This window comes from Micromonospora sp. NPDC049089 (assembly GCF_040648775.1).
Lineage (GTDB): Bacteria > Actinomycetota > Actinomycetes > Mycobacteriales > Micromonosporaceae > Micromonospora.
Genome location: NZ_JBEZEH010000054.1, coordinates 18,504 through 32,701, shown reverse-complemented (window position 1 = coordinate 32,701; position 14,198 = coordinate 18,504). Strand labels below are relative to the sequence as shown.

At 71.4% G+C, this 14,198-nt stretch carries 16 protein-coding genes; 7 read left to right on the top strand and 9 right to left on the bottom strand.

Features of this window, described 5'->3' with window-relative positions; all coding sequences use genetic code 11:
• Positions 1 to 102 precede the first annotated feature (102 nt).
• Positions 103 to 1,728 carry a glycosyl hydrolase family 18 protein gene (locus tag AB0B48_RS12295; protein WP_357199730.1) on the bottom strand — a complete coding sequence of 542 codons (1,626 nt, stop codon included), beginning with the start codon at positions 1,726 to 1,728 and terminating at the stop codon, positions 103 to 105.
• A 167-nt stretch (positions 1,729 to 1,895) separates the two neighbouring features.
• Here AB0B48_RS12295 and AB0B48_RS12290 point away from each other — a divergent pair, with 167 nt between their 5' ends.
• Complete coding sequence (locus AB0B48_RS12290) at positions 1,896 to 2,387, top strand: glutathione peroxidase (protein ID WP_357199727.1); 492 nt, start codon at positions 1,896 to 1,898, stop codon at positions 2,385 to 2,387.
• Between the two features lie 228 nt (positions 2,388 to 2,615).
• The gene (locus tag AB0B48_RS12285) at positions 2,616 to 3,290 is read left to right on the top strand and encodes an NADPH-dependent F420 reductase (RefSeq protein WP_357199724.1); all 675 of its coding nucleotides are present in this window, start codon (positions 2,616 to 2,618) and stop codon (positions 3,288 to 3,290) included.
• A gap of 32 nt (positions 3,291 to 3,322) precedes the next feature.
• On the opposite strand, the gene AB0B48_RS12280 is transcribed toward AB0B48_RS12285, so the two are convergent.
• Positions 3,323 to 4,924 carry a glycosyltransferase 87 family protein gene (locus tag AB0B48_RS12280; protein ID WP_357199721.1) on the bottom strand — a complete coding sequence of 534 codons (1,602 nt, stop codon included), beginning with the start codon at positions 4,922 to 4,924 and terminating at the stop codon, positions 3,323 to 3,325.
• Between the two features lie 153 nt (positions 4,925 to 5,077).
• Between AB0B48_RS12280 and AB0B48_RS12275 the strand changes: the two genes are divergently transcribed.
• From AB0B48_RS12275 to AB0B48_RS12265, 3 genes are all read left to right on the top strand, one after another.
• Positions 5,078 to 5,749: a methyltransferase domain-containing protein gene (locus AB0B48_RS12275; RefSeq protein WP_357199718.1), complete on the top strand. Its 672-nt coding sequence runs from the start codon at positions 5,078 to 5,080 to the stop codon at positions 5,747 to 5,749.
• A gap of 118 nt (positions 5,750 to 5,867) precedes the next feature.
• Positions 5,868 to 6,731 carry a DUF4397 domain-containing protein gene (locus AB0B48_RS12270; protein WP_357199715.1) on the top strand — a complete coding sequence of 288 codons (864 nt, stop codon included), beginning with the start codon at positions 5,868 to 5,870 and terminating at the stop codon, positions 6,729 to 6,731.
• Entirely contained in the window at positions 6,728 to 7,405 is a 678-nt protein-coding gene (locus tag AB0B48_RS12265) for a class F sortase (RefSeq protein WP_357199712.1), read from the top strand. The genes AB0B48_RS12270 and AB0B48_RS12265 overlap by 4 nt, the downstream gene beginning before the upstream one ends.
• 109 nt (positions 7,406 to 7,514) lie before the next feature.
• Here AB0B48_RS12265 and AB0B48_RS12260 read toward each other — a convergent pair whose 3' ends face one another.
• From AB0B48_RS12260 to AB0B48_RS12240, 5 genes are all read right to left on the bottom strand, one after another.
• Positions 7,515 to 7,865, bottom strand: coding sequence for a DUF2203 domain-containing protein (locus AB0B48_RS12260; RefSeq protein WP_357199709.1), 351 nt, complete (start codon positions 7,863 to 7,865; stop codon positions 7,515 to 7,517).
• Positions 7,866 to 7,911: 46 nt separating this feature from the next.
• Positions 7,912 to 8,730, bottom strand: a complete 819-nt coding sequence (proC, locus tag AB0B48_RS12255; protein ID WP_357199706.1) for a pyrroline-5-carboxylate reductase — start codon at positions 8,728 to 8,730, stop codon at positions 7,912 to 7,914.
• A 72-nt stretch (positions 8,731 to 8,802) separates the two neighbouring features.
• Positions 8,803 to 9,831, bottom strand: a complete 1,029-nt coding sequence (locus tag AB0B48_RS12250) for a 6-phosphofructokinase (RefSeq protein ID WP_091408060.1) — start codon at positions 9,829 to 9,831, stop codon at positions 8,803 to 8,805.
• A 162-nt stretch (positions 9,832 to 9,993) separates the two neighbouring features.
• On the bottom strand, positions 9,994 to 10,497 hold the full coding sequence (locus AB0B48_RS12245; protein WP_357199703.1) for a pyridoxamine 5'-phosphate oxidase family protein: 504 nt from the start codon (positions 10,495 to 10,497) through the stop codon (positions 9,994 to 9,996).
• 78 nt (positions 10,498 to 10,575) lie between these two features.
• Positions 10,576 to 11,073 (bottom strand): polyadenylate-specific 3'-exoribonuclease AS, encoded by a 498-nt coding sequence (locus tag AB0B48_RS12240; protein WP_357199745.1) that lies wholly within the window; start codon positions 11,071 to 11,073, stop codon positions 10,576 to 10,578.
• Positions 11,074 to 11,342: 269 nt separating this feature from the next.
• Between AB0B48_RS12240 and AB0B48_RS12235 the strand changes: the two genes are divergently transcribed.
• Entirely contained in the window at positions 11,343 to 12,035 is a 693-nt protein-coding gene (locus tag AB0B48_RS12235; RefSeq protein WP_091407574.1) for a Crp/Fnr family transcriptional regulator, read from the top strand.
• 136 nt (positions 12,036 to 12,171) lie between these two features.
• Here the strand turns inward: AB0B48_RS12235 and AB0B48_RS12230 are convergent, their stop codons facing one another.
• Positions 12,172 to 12,324, bottom strand: a complete 153-nt coding sequence (locus tag AB0B48_RS12230; RefSeq protein ID WP_357199700.1) for a hypothetical protein — start codon at positions 12,322 to 12,324, stop codon at positions 12,172 to 12,174.
• Between the two features lie 210 nt (positions 12,325 to 12,534).
• On the opposite strand from AB0B48_RS12230, the gene AB0B48_RS12225 reads away from it, so the two are divergent.
• Positions 12,535 to 13,755 carry an MFS transporter gene (locus AB0B48_RS12225; RefSeq protein ID WP_357199697.1) on the top strand — a complete coding sequence of 407 codons (1,221 nt, stop codon included), beginning with the start codon at positions 12,535 to 12,537 and terminating at the stop codon, positions 13,753 to 13,755.
• A gap of 56 nt (positions 13,756 to 13,811) precedes the next feature.
• On the opposite strand, the gene AB0B48_RS12220 is transcribed toward AB0B48_RS12225, so the two are convergent.
• The gene (locus AB0B48_RS12220; RefSeq protein ID WP_084597913.1) at positions 13,812 to 14,069 is read right to left on the bottom strand and encodes a hypothetical protein; all 258 of its coding nucleotides are present in this window, start codon (positions 14,067 to 14,069) and stop codon (positions 13,812 to 13,814) included.
• Positions 14,070 to 14,198: the final 129 nt, after the last annotated feature.

Sequence of the window (14,198 nt, the reverse complement as noted above, 5' to 3'; positions counted from 1 at the left end):
GCCCGGTCGACGCGCTGGGCGTCGGCCGGGCCGCTGTGTCACGGGCGGGAAGGGACGGTGCGGGTCCCTTCCCGCCGTGTGGGTGGTGCGTCGGCCCTCGGCTCAGCCGAGACCGCCCTTGATGGCGCCGATGAGTTCGCCGTTGCTCGTGTCACCGGAGAGCTCCCAGAAGAACGCGCCACCGAGGCCCTGGTTGTTCGCGTACGTCATCTTGCCGTTGATGGTCGACGGGGTGTCGTAGCTCCACCAGTTGCTTCCGCACTTGGCGTACGCGGTGCCGGCGATCGTGCCGGTGGCCGGGCAGGTGTTCTTCAGGACCTTGTAGTCCTCGATGCCGGCCTCGTAGGTGCCCGGCGCCGCGCCGGTGGCGCTGCCACCCGGAGCGGCCTGGGTGACACCGGTCCAGCCCCGGCCGTAGAAGCCGATGCCGAGCAGCAGCTTGTTGGCCGGGACGCCCTTGCTCTTGAGCTTCTGGATCGCCGCGTCGGAGTTGAAGCCCTGCTGCGGGATGCCGGTGTACGAGGTGAGCGGCGAGTGCGGTGCCGTCGGACCCTGGGCCGCGAAGGCGCCGAAGTAGTCGTAGGTCATCGGCATCAGCCAGTTGAGGTTGCCGATGGCGCCGGCGTAGTCGGTGGCGTCGATCTTGCCGCCATTGCTGCCGTCCGCGGTGATGGCGGCGGTGACCAGGGCGCTGGACCCGAACTTCGACCGCAGCGCGCTGATCACGTTCTTGAACGCGTTCGGGCCGCTGGTGTCACAGGTCAGACCGCAGGCGTTCGGGTACTCCCAGTCGACGTCGATGCCGTCGAAGACGTCCGCCCAGCGCGGGTCCTCGACCAGGTTGTAGCAGCTCTCGGCGAACGCGGCCGGGTTCTGCGCGGCCTGGGTGAAGCCGCCGGACCAGGTCCAGCCACCGAACGACCAGATCACCTTGAGGTGCGGGTTGAGCTGCTTGAGCTTGCGCAGCTGGTTGAAGCTGCCGCGCAGCGGCTGGTCCCACGTGTCGGCGACGCCGTCCACGCTGTCCGCCGCCGTGTACGCCTTCTCGTAGTCGGCGTAGCTGTCGCCGATGGAGCAGCGACCACCGGTGGTGTTGCCGAAGGCGTACAGGATGTGGGTCAGCTTGGCGGCGGAGCCGCTGGTCTGGATGTTCTTGACGTGGTAGTTGCGCCCGTAGACGCCCCACTCGGCGAAGTAGCCGACGACCTTCTTGCCGCCGGTGTTCGGCGGCGGAGTGGTCGGCGGCGGCGTGGTGGGTGGAGGCGTTGTGGGGGGCGTCGTGGTCGGCGGGGTGGTGGTCGGCGGAGTCGTGGTCGGCGGGGTCGTTCCGCCGCCGCACGCGGCACCGTTGATGGTGCAGTTCAGCGGTGCCTTGAAGGCCCCGGTGCCGTTGTAACCCCAGCTGAACGAGGCGCCGGGGGCGATGCCGCCGGCCCAGCTCTTCTTGACCGCGACGTAGTGGTTGCCGCTGCTGGTGACGTCGGCGTCCCAGGCGCTGCTGATGGTGGTGCCCGACGGTAGGTCGAACTCGATGCGCCAGGTGGTGACAGTGGCGCTGGAGCCGTTGGTGACTGTCACCCTCGTCTCGTGACCGGTCCCCCAGTCCTGCGCCTTGGTGAAGGTGGTGGTGACCGTGCCGGCGCCGAACGCGGTGGTCACCGGCACCGCTGCGACGGTCACGGCGACCACGGCACCGGCCCAGAGGGCCCGGCGGAGCGATCTTTTCATGCGGCGTCTCCCGAACTGTTAGGAAACTTTCCAAAAGAGATGGTGAGACGGTACTCACGCCGTCATCAGTTCGTCAAGATGCGCATGTTTCGATTTCTCCTGGTGCACGGAGTGCGTACGCTGCGCCCACCCCTGGTCGACGCGCGGCCGACGCGTAACCTCGGCCCATGACCGTCTTCGACATCCCGATCGACGCCCTCAACGGCGGCCCCGCCGACCTGGCCCGCCACCGCGGCAAGGCGATGCTGGTCGTCAACGTGGCCTCCCGCTGCGGCCTCACCCCGCAGTACGCCGGCCTCCAGACGCTCGCCGACACCTATGCCGACCAGGGCCTCGTGGTACTCGGCGTGCCGTGCAACCAGTTCGCCGGGCAGGAGCCGGGCAGCGCCGCCGAGATCAGCGACTTCTGCCAGGTCAACTACGGGGTCACCTTCCCGCTGACCGAGAAGGTCGACGTCAACGGCCCGGACCGGCACCCGCTCTACGCCGCGCTCGTGAACACCCCGGACGCCGACGGGCACACCGGCGATGTGCGCTGGAACTTCGAGAAGTTCCTGGTGGCCCCGGACGGCTCGGTCGCCGCCCGCTTCGCCCCCACTGTCGCGCCCGACTCCGACGACCTGCGCGCAGCCATCGAGAAGACCCTCCCCACCCCCTGAGCCGGGCCTCCCGACTCCACGCCGCACCGGAGGGTGGCAGGTCCTCGGAGAGCCGGTTCGCGGTCGGCGTGAGCGGTACGTTGGGCGGGCGGGCCCGCAGCGCGACCAGGCATCCGCTGGGCCGGCGACGATCGCGAGCAGGCTGCGCAGCTACCGGCAGCGGGTGACCAGAATAACCCACCAGTCTGGTCGGGAATGCGTCGTGGGTGGACGGAGTTGGGAACGAGCATGACAACTGTGGGACTGATCGGCAGTGGCAACATCGGCGGCACCGTGGCACGGCTGGCCGTCGACGCCGGCTACGACGTGGTGCTGAGCAACTCGCGGGGCCCGGAGACCCTCACCGACCTGGTGGAGACCCTGGGCGAGCACGCCAGCGCCGGCACCGCGCAGGACGCCGCGCAGGTGGGCGACCTGGTGGTCGTCAGCGTCCCACTGAAGGCGTACCGGGCGGTGCCCGTCGAACCGCTGGCCGGCAAGGTCGTCATCGACACCAACAACTACTACCCGCAGCGCGATGGCACCTTCCCGGAACTGGACTCCGGCGAGACCACCAGCAGCGAGTTGCTCCAGCGACACCTGCCGGACTCCCGAGTGGTCAAGGTCTTCAACAACATCTACTTCAAGGGCCTGGCCGCGCTCTCCCGGCCGACCGGCGCGGCCGACCGCAGCGCCCTCGCGATCGCCGGTGACGACGCCGCCGCGAAGGCCGAAGTGACCGCCTTCCTGGACCAGATCGGCTACGACGCGGTGGACGTCGGCCCGCTGGCCGAGGGGTGGCGCTACCAGCCGGACACCCCGGCGTACGGCACGCTCTACTCCGCGAGCCCGACCGACTGGGATCACCCGGCCCCGGGCGACGCCGCGAAGGTACGCGCCGCCGTGGCCGCCGCCACCCGCTGAGCAGGGCCAGCCGCCGCCCTGCCCGCGACCGCCTACCTGGTGGTCGTGCGGAGGGCGGCGGCGAGTTCGTCGTCGTAGCTGGCGATCGGCTGCCCGTCCGCGGCGTACGCGACGAGGCGACCGTGGGCCATCGTCGCCGAGCGGAACGAGAAGGTACGCGGACCCGGGTACGCGGCGAGCAGCGGAATGGCCCGGGGCGCTCCACCCGGTGCTGAGTAGTACTCCAGGCGGGTCACCTGCGGGGATACCACGCCGTTGACCCGTACCTTCGTCTTCTCTGCACGGGTGCCGAAGGTGACCGGCACGTCGGTGGCGTAAGCGGCGCATTCGGCCGGACCACGGCAGACGAAGAAGTATCGCGGGTTGACGACATCGTCGAGGCTGTACGCCTTGAAGGTGGGGTCGGCCCCGGCCGGCAGCGGCTGCACGGCGAAGAACGCGACCGCCACGGTTGCCGTGACGCCCACCCTCAGCCAGGCCCTGCCGGCGGCCGGTCGTCTGCTCGTGCGCTGGGCGGCGACGGCGACACCACCGAAGCCGACGAGGCACAGGACGCACACCCCGAGGGCACGGGCGTTCTCGAAAAGGAACTGCACCCCCGGCCGCGTCGAGATCGGGCTGAGCACCGCGCCCAACGAGACGACCACGGCGGCGAGCAGCGCCGCGCCGGCGACCCGCTGGGTGACGCCGGACGCGCCGATCAGCAGCATCGCGGCGAGCACCGGCCACACCTGGTGGTGGGTCCAGGACACCGGGGACGCGGCCACCGTGGCGCAGCCGACGAGCACCGCGGCGTGCCCGGGGCAGCCCTGCCGCGTCAGCTGCCGGGCCCGGAGCAGCGCCACCACGCAGATCAGCGCCACCATGCCGGCCCAGAGCAGAGGCAGCGCCGTCTCGTCGACGCCGACGCGCAGCAACATCCCGTGCAGGGACTGATTGCCCAACGAGGACAGATTGCCGATGCGGGAGGTCTGTCGCACGGTCTCGGTCCAGTAGGACCAGCTCTCCCGGGGCAGCACGATCGCGGCGAGCCCCGCGCAGGCCACGAACGCCGCCACCGACCGACCGGCGTCACGGTAGCGCCCGACGGCCAGGAAGTAGACCACGAACAGCAGCGGGGTGAGCTTGATAGCCGCGGCCACCCCGACCAGCGTCCCGCGCAGTCGGGGTGGGACGACGCCCAGCCCGTCGAGCAGGGCCATCAACACGATGAAGATGCTGACCTGCCCGAAGCGGAGGTTGCTCTGCACCGGCGCGGAGAGCATCAGCACCGTGGCCGCCAGCGCCACGACGAGCGGGCGTCGGGAACGTCGGGTGGTCAGCGCGACACCCACCGACCCAGCGATGGCGACGACCGCCGCGCACGTCGCCACCAGCCAGATCCCCTGGAGTACGCCCTCGCTGAGGGCGGTGATCGGCCACAGCACGAGAGCGGCGAACGGCGGATAGGTGAACGGACCGCCGTTCTCCGCCACATACCCGTACAGCGGCTCGCCGGCGCGCAGGTCGGACAGCGCACCGTAGTAGATGTGCAGGTCGGAGAGGCGATCCGGACGGCGCAGAACGAGCACACAGGACACCAGCGCGACGACGACGAAGGCCGCCCACGCCAGCGCCACCCGGCGATCCCGCATCGCCCGAGAATAGGCGACCGCCGTGTCCCCGGTGGGCCCGGTAACGGCAGACGCCGGGCTTCGGACAGCCACACGGGAGCAGACGCAAACGCCCCATTTCTGCCTCCGGAAGAACGGGTTTCCCGGGCGGGCGCCGACTCGTAGCCTCGGCGAATGGGGACGACGAGCACACCGGCGTACGACGCCCACGCGGACTGGTACGAGGGCTTCATCTCCGGCGGCGGCGACTACCTGTGCCGGGTGCACACGACGGTGGCGGACCTGCTCGGCGCGGGCGAAGGTCCCTGCCTCGACATCTGCTGCGGTACCGGCGCGCACGCTCCGGTGCCGACGGGTCTGGGTTGGACACCGGTGGGCGTGGACCTGTCCGGCGGGCAGTTGCGGCACGCGCGAGGGCGGCTGCCGGTGTTCAGGGGTGACGCGGGCGCGCTGCCGGTCGCCGACGCGTCGCTGCCGGCCGCGATGTGTGTGCTGGCCAGCACCGACCTGCCCGACTACCCGGCCGTGCTGCGCGAGGTCGCCCGGGTGCTGCGTCCCGGCGGACGGTTCGTCCACGTTGGCGTGCACCCGTGTTTCGTGGGCGCGTTCGCCGACTGGAGTCAGCATCCGCGTGTCGTCGTCGACGCGCGGTACGCCGACCGGTCGCACAGCTTCGACAGTTGGAACGTCACCGGCGTGCGGGTACGGGTGGGAGCCTGGCACGTCCCCCTCGCCGACCTGGTGAACGCGACAGTGGACGCCGGCCTTCGGCTGGTCCGGGTCGTCGAAGCGGGACCGGGCGGAGTCCCCGACCTGTTCGGCCTCCTCGCGATCCGCGATCGGTAGCGACAGCGACAGCGACAGCGACAGAACATCGCTGTGGCAACTTGCGTCACAGTCCTGTTCACGGGACCCTGTTCTCTGGGTTGCCGCCCGCTCACCGAACGTGCCCCCCGGAGGCGACATGCACACGCTCCGTACCGTGCCCCGCCGGCTGCTGGCCGGCTCCGGCGCGCTCCTGCTCGGCACCGCCCTCGCCACCGCCGCCATTCCGGTGCCGGCCAACGCCGGCGTGGACACCGTCGGATACGTCCGGCTCGCGCACCTGTCCCCGGACACCCCGGCGGTGGACGTCTACCTTGCCGCGCCGGGCGCGGCGAAGCCGCAGGTCTTCCCCGGGGTCGGTTACGGCGTGGTCTCCGACTACCTCGAACTCGCGCCGGGCCGGTACGCGGTGGCCATGCGCGAGGCCGGCGCGCCCGCCAGCGACCCCCCGGTGCTCACCACCGAGGTCGCGGTGACCAGCGGGGACGCGTTCACCGTGGCCGGTGTCGGGCGGCACGCCGACCTCGGCCTGCGGGTGCTCAACGACGATCTCAGCGCCCCCACCGACGGCCGCGCCAAGGTGCGGGTCGTACAGGCCTCGGTGCGGACCCCGGTGCTCGACGTGGCCGCCGCCAACGGTCCGACGATCGCCGACGGGGTGCAGTTCGCCACCACGACCGACTACCAGCAGGTCGAGCCGGGCAGTTGGCGGCTGAAGCTGACGGGTGCCGGCGGGCCGAGCACCGACGCCGAGGTGCGGCTCACCGGCGGCGCTGTCTACTCGCTGCTGGTGCTCGACGCGAAACAGGGCGGGCTCACCGCCGAGCTGCGCCGCGACGCCGAGGGCGGCACCGTCGTCCCGGCCGGCGGGGTGGACAGCGGCGCCGGTGGCACCGCCGCGGGCGGGCTCGACGCGTACCCCCTGGTGGCCGGCGGTCTGGCCGCGGCGGCCGGCGCGGTGGCCCTGCTGCTCTGGCGTCGGCGGCGGCGCACCACCTGGTGAGCGCCGGGCCGGACCCGTCGATCCGGCGGCACCGTGAGCGCCGGACACCGCTGGCCGCGCTGGTCGCGGCCGGCGCGGCGGTCTGCCTGGCCGCCGGCACCGGGGTCGGGCTGGCCACCACCGGCCCGCCACCACCGGTGGCGAGCTGGCACCCCGGCTGCGGCGACGACTGCCCGTCGGTGGCCGCCGCGCCCACGCCACACGGTCCACCCACGCGGGTACGCGTACCGCGCATCGACGTCGACTCACCGCTCACAGTGCTCGGTCTGGACCGCGCCGGCGTGCTGATTCCGCCGACCGACTTCCACACCGCTGGCTGGTACGGCGGCGGCCCGGCCCCGGGCGACACCGGTCCGGCCGTCCTCGCCGGGCACCTGGACTCCCGACGCGGCCCGGCGGTCTTCGCCCGGCTCGGCGAGCTACGACCCGGCGACCTGGTGGAGGTGTGGCGAGCTGGGCAGCGGTTGCCGTTCCGGGTGACCGGGTCGCTGCGTACCCGCAAGGACCAGTTTCCGACAGCGGTGGTCTACGGCCCGACGCCCGGGGCGGAGCTGCGCCTGGTCACCTGCGGGGGCGACTTCGACCGGCGGCGGGGCCACTACGTCGACAACGTTGTGGTGTTCGCGGTGACCGATGCCCCCGACCCGGTCCTGCCGACGTCCGCGGCAGGCTGAGTCGCGCAACCTTGATCCACTCGCGTTCACGGAAGTCGGGGCGTCCGCCGCGCTCGAATAGCGCGATTTCCATGAACCCGAGTGGATCAAGCGGGTGAGGCGCGAAGGGTCAGAGAGGGCGGCGGCCGGCGAAGCCGCACTCTGCCCGGTGGTACCAGCGCACGTCGGAGTCGCCCTCCAGCCAGCACCAGAGCACGGCGCGGCCGGCCCGCTCGCCGGGGAAGTCGAGCAGCACCGGGGCGATGCCCTTGACCTGGATGTCGTGCTGGTGCAGCTCGTCAACGACGGCGTGCAACCGAGCTTCCAGTGCCTTGACCTCAGCCAGACCGCCGAGCGCGCTCATGCCGTGGTCGCCCAGGTCGGCGCGCAACTCGGCCAGGTCGGCCCGGACCCGGATCAACTCGTCGACGCGCGGCTGCAGGGTGGCCACCAGGTGCCGGGCCTGGGCAAGTGTGAACACCGGGCCAGTATGCGGCACGCACGGCCTCGTGAGGCGCCCCGATCGCTCAGTCGGCCTGTGCGGCCAACTCGCGGGCGCGGTCCCGGGCGGCCTCCAGCGCGGCGAGCAGCGCCGCGCGTACGCCGTGCTTCTCCAGCTCACGAATCGCGGAGATGGTGGTGCCGGCCGGCGAGGTGACCGCCTCGCGCAGCTTGACCGGGTGCTCGCCGGAGTCGCGCAGCATCACCGCCGACCCGATCGCGGTCTGCACGATCAACTCGTGCGCCACCTGACGGGGCAGCCCGAGCAGGATCCCCGCGTCGATCATGGCTTCGACCAGCAGGTAGAAGTAGGCCGGGCCGGAGCCGGAGAGCGCGGTGACAGCGTCCTGCTGTGATTCGGGCACCCGGATCGTCTGGCCGAGCGGCTTGAACATCTCCTCGGCCAGCGTGAGGTGCGCCCCGGTGGCGTGCTCGCCGGCCGAGATCGCGGTCATCGCCTCGTCCACCAGCGCCGGGGTGTTGGTCATCACCCGCACCACCGGGGTGCCCTCGGGCAACCGGCGGCTGAAGAAGCTGGTGGGCAGACCGGCGCAGAGCGAGATGACGAGCTTGTCGGCCGGCACCTTGGGGCCGATCTCGTCGAGGAGCGCGGCGGCGTCCTGCGGCTTGACCGAGACCGCGAGCACAGCGGCCTCGTCCACCGCGGTCAGGTTGTCGACCACCCGTACGCCGTACCGGGCGGTCAACTCCTCCGCGCGAGCGGGTCGGCGGGCGGTGGCCAGCAGCCGGTCCACAGGCCATCCCGAACGCAGCAGCCCGGAGAGCATCAGCTCACCGATCTTGCCCGCGCCGATCACCGCGACCGTGTGCACTCCGGCTGGCATGTCGGCCCGTACCCCCTCGCATTGGGTCGCGGCGCGGCGGACCCGCAGGCCCGCCGCGCCGCCGACGATCGATCAGCTGCCGAAGAAGACCTCAGCCTCGGCGTACCGCTCCAGCGGCACGGTCTTCAGCTCGCGGGTGGCCTCGGCGAGGGGCACCCGGACGATGTCGGTGCTCTGCATCGCGACCATCTTGCCCCAGTCGCCGTCGTTGACGGCGTCGATGGCCTGCAGGCCCAGGCGGGTGGCGAGCACCCGGTCGAAGGCGGTCGGGGTGCCACCGCGCTGGATGTGGCCCAGCACCACGGTGCGGGCCTCCTTGCCGGTCTTGGCCTCCAACTGCTCGGCGAGCCACTGGCCGATGCCGCCGAGGCGGACGTGGCCGAACGAGTCGAGCTCCTGGTTGGCGAGCACCATCTGGCCGTCGAGCGGCTGGGCGCCCTCGGCGACCACGACGATCGGGGCGTACTGGTGCTGGAAGCGCTTCTCCACGTAGCCGGCCACCTGGTCGACGTCGAACTGACGCTCGGGCAGCAGGATCACGTTGGCGCCACCGGCCAGGCCGGCGTGCAGGGCGATCCAGCCGGCGTGCCGGCCCATCACCTCGACGACCAGGGTGCGGTGGTGGCTCTCCGCAGTGGTGTGCAGCCGGTCGATGGCCTCCATCGCGATGTTGACCGCGGTGTCGAAGCCGAAGGTGTAGTCGGTGGCGCCCAGGTCGTTGTCGATCGTCTTCGGCACGCCGACGACGTGCACGCCCAGCTCGTAGAGCTTGGTGGCCACGCCGAGGGTGTCCTCGCCGCCGATCGCGATCAGCGCGTCCACGCCCTGGGCGGCGAGGTTGTCCTTGATCCGCTCGACGCCGTTCTCGATCTTGAACGGGTTGGTCCGGGACGAGCCGAGGATGGTGCCGCCGCGGGGCAGAATGCCGCGAACGTCGGCGATGTCCAAGGGGCGGGACAGACCCTCGAGTGGGCCCTTCCAGCCGTCCCGGAAGCCCACGAACTCGTGACCGTAAGTGGCGACGCCCTTGCGGACCACCGCCCGGATGACCGCGTTGAGACCGGGGCAGTCGCCGCCGCCGGTGAGCACGCCGATACGCATGATCCGCTCATCCTCCTGGAGCATCAGGTAAAGCCCGATATGCCCCAGGGTATGTGTCAGGTCAGACCATCGGCGCCGTTGCCGGCCCGGGGCGGGCCGTCACTGCGAACTGTAGTCGGCCCGCCGGTACGACGACAGCGCGCCCCGGGCACCCGCCCCCGGTCAGTAGGTCACCTCATGGTTCTCGCCGGCCTTCGGCGGCCGGCCGGTGACCGCGGCCCTGGCGTAGTCGAGCAGGTTCACCACGGTGCTGTTCGGCGAGTCCCAGTACTCGGCGGAGCTGGCGTGCACCTTGATCAGCGTCAGACCGGGGGTCTCCAGCCCGTCGGGGAACCACGCCTTGAGCAGCGGGTTCCACAGCCGCTCGGCCCGGTCCCGGTCGAACCCCTCGGTGGCGGTGCCGGAGATCGACACCCACGCGTTGTGCTTCTGGTCGGAAAAGGCGACGTTGACCTCCGGGTTCACCCGGAGCTGGCGGACCTTGGCCGAGTCGGCGTAGGCGAAGAACCACAGCTCGCCGTCGAACTCGACCTCCTGGAGCCCCATCGGGCGACTCACCTGGCGCCCGTCCAGAGCAGTCGTGGTGAGCATGCAGATCCGCGCGGCCCGGGCCAGGCCGGTGACACGGGCGCGTGCCTCCGCGGCGCTGCTCGGCTGGTGGCTCATGGCAATCTCCCTCGGCTCGGCTGGTCGAACCGTTGCCCGGGACAGAACCGGTCAAACCTACGGCGGCGCGGCCACCACTCAACGGGCGGTCATCGCCCGCCAGCGGGCCAGATTGTGCCGGGCGTCGACCAGAGCGTCGTGCCGGGCCGCGTCCGCGTCTGGCAGGGGCGGCCGACCCCGGTCGTCCCAGAGCTGCCGCAGCTCCTTGGTGTAGCGGGGGATCTCCCGGGGCAGCGCCGGCATCGCGCCCCAGAGCTGGGCGAGCACCACGTGGTCGTACGCGGCGAACCAGGCCCACAGCTCCAGCTGCTCCCCCGGCCGGTCCCGGATCGGCTCCGTCAGGAAGTCGTACAGGTCGTCGCGGATGCGCTCACGCGAGCGCCAGGCCCGGTCCGCCGGGGAGGGCAGCTTGTCGAGCACGTTGCGTCGAACCCAGGGCACGGCGCGGGAGTCGTCGAACTCGGTGGAGACCGCGTAGAACTCGCGGCCGTACTCGTCGACGACACCGATCGAGACGAGGTCGACGGTCGTGCCGTCCTCGATGAACTCGCAGTCGTAGAAGTAGCGGTAGGCCATTCCGGGCATCCTCGCCCACCGCCGCCCGGCCGCGTCCGGCGGGGCCCGTCCGACGGTGGAGCACGCCGCCGCGACACCTCGCGTACGGCGCGTCGCAGACCGTGACGGTCACGGAAGTGCTTCGAGGGGTGTACAGCAAGCGACCGGACCGTCATGATCTGATGTGTACCGCTACCGGACGCCGAATCGGTGTCAGTTCACCTTGTCGGGGCCCATCAGGTTCGCCCGGTGAGCGAATTGTGGTCCATGACCGGGGGAGGGGTTGGGCCGTGGAGGTTCGCCTGCCGGAGCCGGGTGACGCGCTCACGGGTGTCGAGATGTTCGCTGGGCTGGAGCCCGAGGTGCGGCAGCGCGTCATCGCGGCCGCCGTCCCGCGCACCTACCGCAAGGGCCAACTGCTCTTCGTGGAAAACGATCCCGGCGAGTCCCTGATCGTGCTGCGCCGCGGCGCGGTGGCGGTCTTTCGCACCGCACCCACCGGCGAGCGGGCCGTGCTGTCGGTTATCCGTCCACCGGACGTGCTCGGTGAGGTCTCCCTGCTCGACGCGTCCACCCGGTCCGCCTCGGCGGAGGCCATCGAGGACTGCGCGGCGCTCGCGCTCTCGCGGGGCGCGTTCATGGAGTTGGTGCACTCCAACCCCCGCATCCTGGACGCGGTGATGCGCTCACTGGGCGGGCTGATCCGCCGGCTCACCGAGCAGAACGCCGACCACGTCTTCCTCGACCTGCCCGGTCGGGTGGCGAAGACGCTGGTGCGGCTGGCGGGCGAGAGCCAGGCACCGATGATCACGATCGAGCTCAACCAGAGTCAACTGGCCGAGATGGCCGGTGGCTCCCGGCAGAGCGTCAACCAGGCGATCGGCTCGTTCGCCAGCCGTGGCTGGCTGCGCACCGAGGGCCGCCGGATCGTGGTGACCGACGTGGCCGCGCTGCGCCGCCGCGCCGGCATGGCCGACCGCTGACCGACCGGCACGTCGCTCGGGCATCCGATCTGGACGGGCCCTATCCGTCGCCACCCACTCTCCTACCCGTACGCACGGCTGCGCCGGCTGCCAGTGGCAGCCGGCGTCACCGTGCTCGCGGTTCAGCGGGTGGGGTTCAGCGGGTCGGGCCGATCCAGCTGGTCGCGACCGGCTGGTAGCCGGGGCCCGCCCAGAAGCCCGGTCCGGCCCAGAATCCCGGCCCGGCCCAGATGCCCGGCCCGGCCCAGCCGCTCGCGGTGGTGGTGGTGGTCGTCGTCGTGGTCGCCATGTCGTCCTCCTGGTCGGTGGTGGTGCTCGTTGCGCTTGTCTTGCCGAGGACGCTACGGCGTGGAGCGGTGGGACAAAATAGGACAAATCGACATCAATCACTGGCTGAAGAGCGGTTGTTGGCCCCCACACCGCGCTGACAAGGTTGCCGCGCCCGCCCCTGTTCCAGGGCCCGTGCCGACATACCCGCAGCAGTGAGGAGCCACCGGTCATGTCATTACTCCGCGGCAATGTCGCATTTCGTCGGTACTGGTCGGCGCGCCTGGTGTCGTACACCGGTGATCAGCTGGCCCGGACGGCGCTGCTGATCGCCGTCTACGACCGGCACGGCGGCGGCGCGGTCGCCCTGCTGCTGCTGGCCTCGACGGTGCCCCGGCTGCTCGGACCGTTGCTCGGCGCCCTGGCCGACCGCTTCGACCAACGCCGGCTGATGATCGGTTGCGACACCGCCCAGGCGTTGACGTACGTCGCCGTCGCGCTGCTCGCGCCACCCCTGCCCGTCCTGTTGGCGCTGATCACCGCGGCTACCACGGCCGCGACCGCGTTCACTCCCGCCGGGCGCAGCCTGCTCCCCCGCCTGGTCGAACGCGAGCAGCTACCGGCGGCGAACGCGCAACTCGCGACGGGCGTCAACATCGGGCTCGCTGCCGGGCCAGCCGTCGGCGGCCTCCTGCTGGCGACCCTCGGACTGACCGCCACGCTGCTCGTGGACGCGGCGACATTCGTTCTCTCCGCGCTGCTGATCGGCGGAGTCCGGGCGCTCTCGACGACCGGCGCGACCCGCCGGCCCGAGCCACTGCGGACGGTGCTGCGCGAAGGACTGCGGGTGGTCCGAGGGCACAGCGTCGTCCGTGCGGTCTCGGTCGGGTTCCTGGTGATGGTGATGTTCGCCGCGCTGGACAACCTCGCCATCGTCCCCCTCGGACGCGCCGAGCTGGGCGCCACCGAGGTCACGATCGGTCTGCTGGGCACCGCCTACGGCGTCGGCATGGTGCTCGGTCCGATGTGCCTGGCGAGAACCGGCGTACGCATCCGGATGGACCTGGTCCTCTACGGTGCGCTGCTCGCGCTCGGCGCCGGAACGCTTGTCACCGGCCTCAGCCCGGTGATCGCGCTCGCCATTGCCGGTCAGGCGGTGGCCGGCGTCGGCGCGGGCTGGCACAACGTCGCCGCCGACACCCTCATCCAGCAGAACGTGCCGGCCGAACGGCTCGGCGTGGTGTTCGGCACCGTCTACATGTTCCCGTACGCGGCGGAGGCACTGGCCTACGCCGTCGGCGCACCGCTGTTGGCGATGGTCGGGCCACGATGGGTGCTGGTCATCTCGGGGTTGGGTGTGCTGGCCACCCTGGCGCTGATCGCTCCCCTGCTCACCCGGGCCCTTGGGCTACGCCTGCCGACGCCGGGCAGGTTCGCAGCGGCCAACGGGTGAGACCGCCCGACGGGTGCGGCCGGTGGACCGAAGGCCCGCCGACCGCACCCGGGCGATCAGTTCTCCGTGCTGTCGGCCGGCGGCGCACCCGGCCCCGGCCCGATCTTCTTCGGATCGGTCGGCTTACCAGCCGTGGACGTGCTCGACGAGGTGGTCGTGGTCTCCCCCGACCCGCCCGACTGACCCTCAGGCTCTTCCACCATGCCCTGCTCCTCCAGTTCGGCGAGAGTGACCGCATCGACGTCGATCGTGTCGCCCGGCGCCCAAAGCGTGCCACCCGGATCGGTCCACGAGGCGGACAGTCGTACCTGCACGGAACTCTCCCTGACATGAAACTTCCTGGTACGGAACACTAACCCCGACCGATCGATGCCGTTGCCCGTCCGCACGTCGGGTACCCGACTGGCCGACCGGCCGCGATACTGACCTCTTTCGCCCACGGA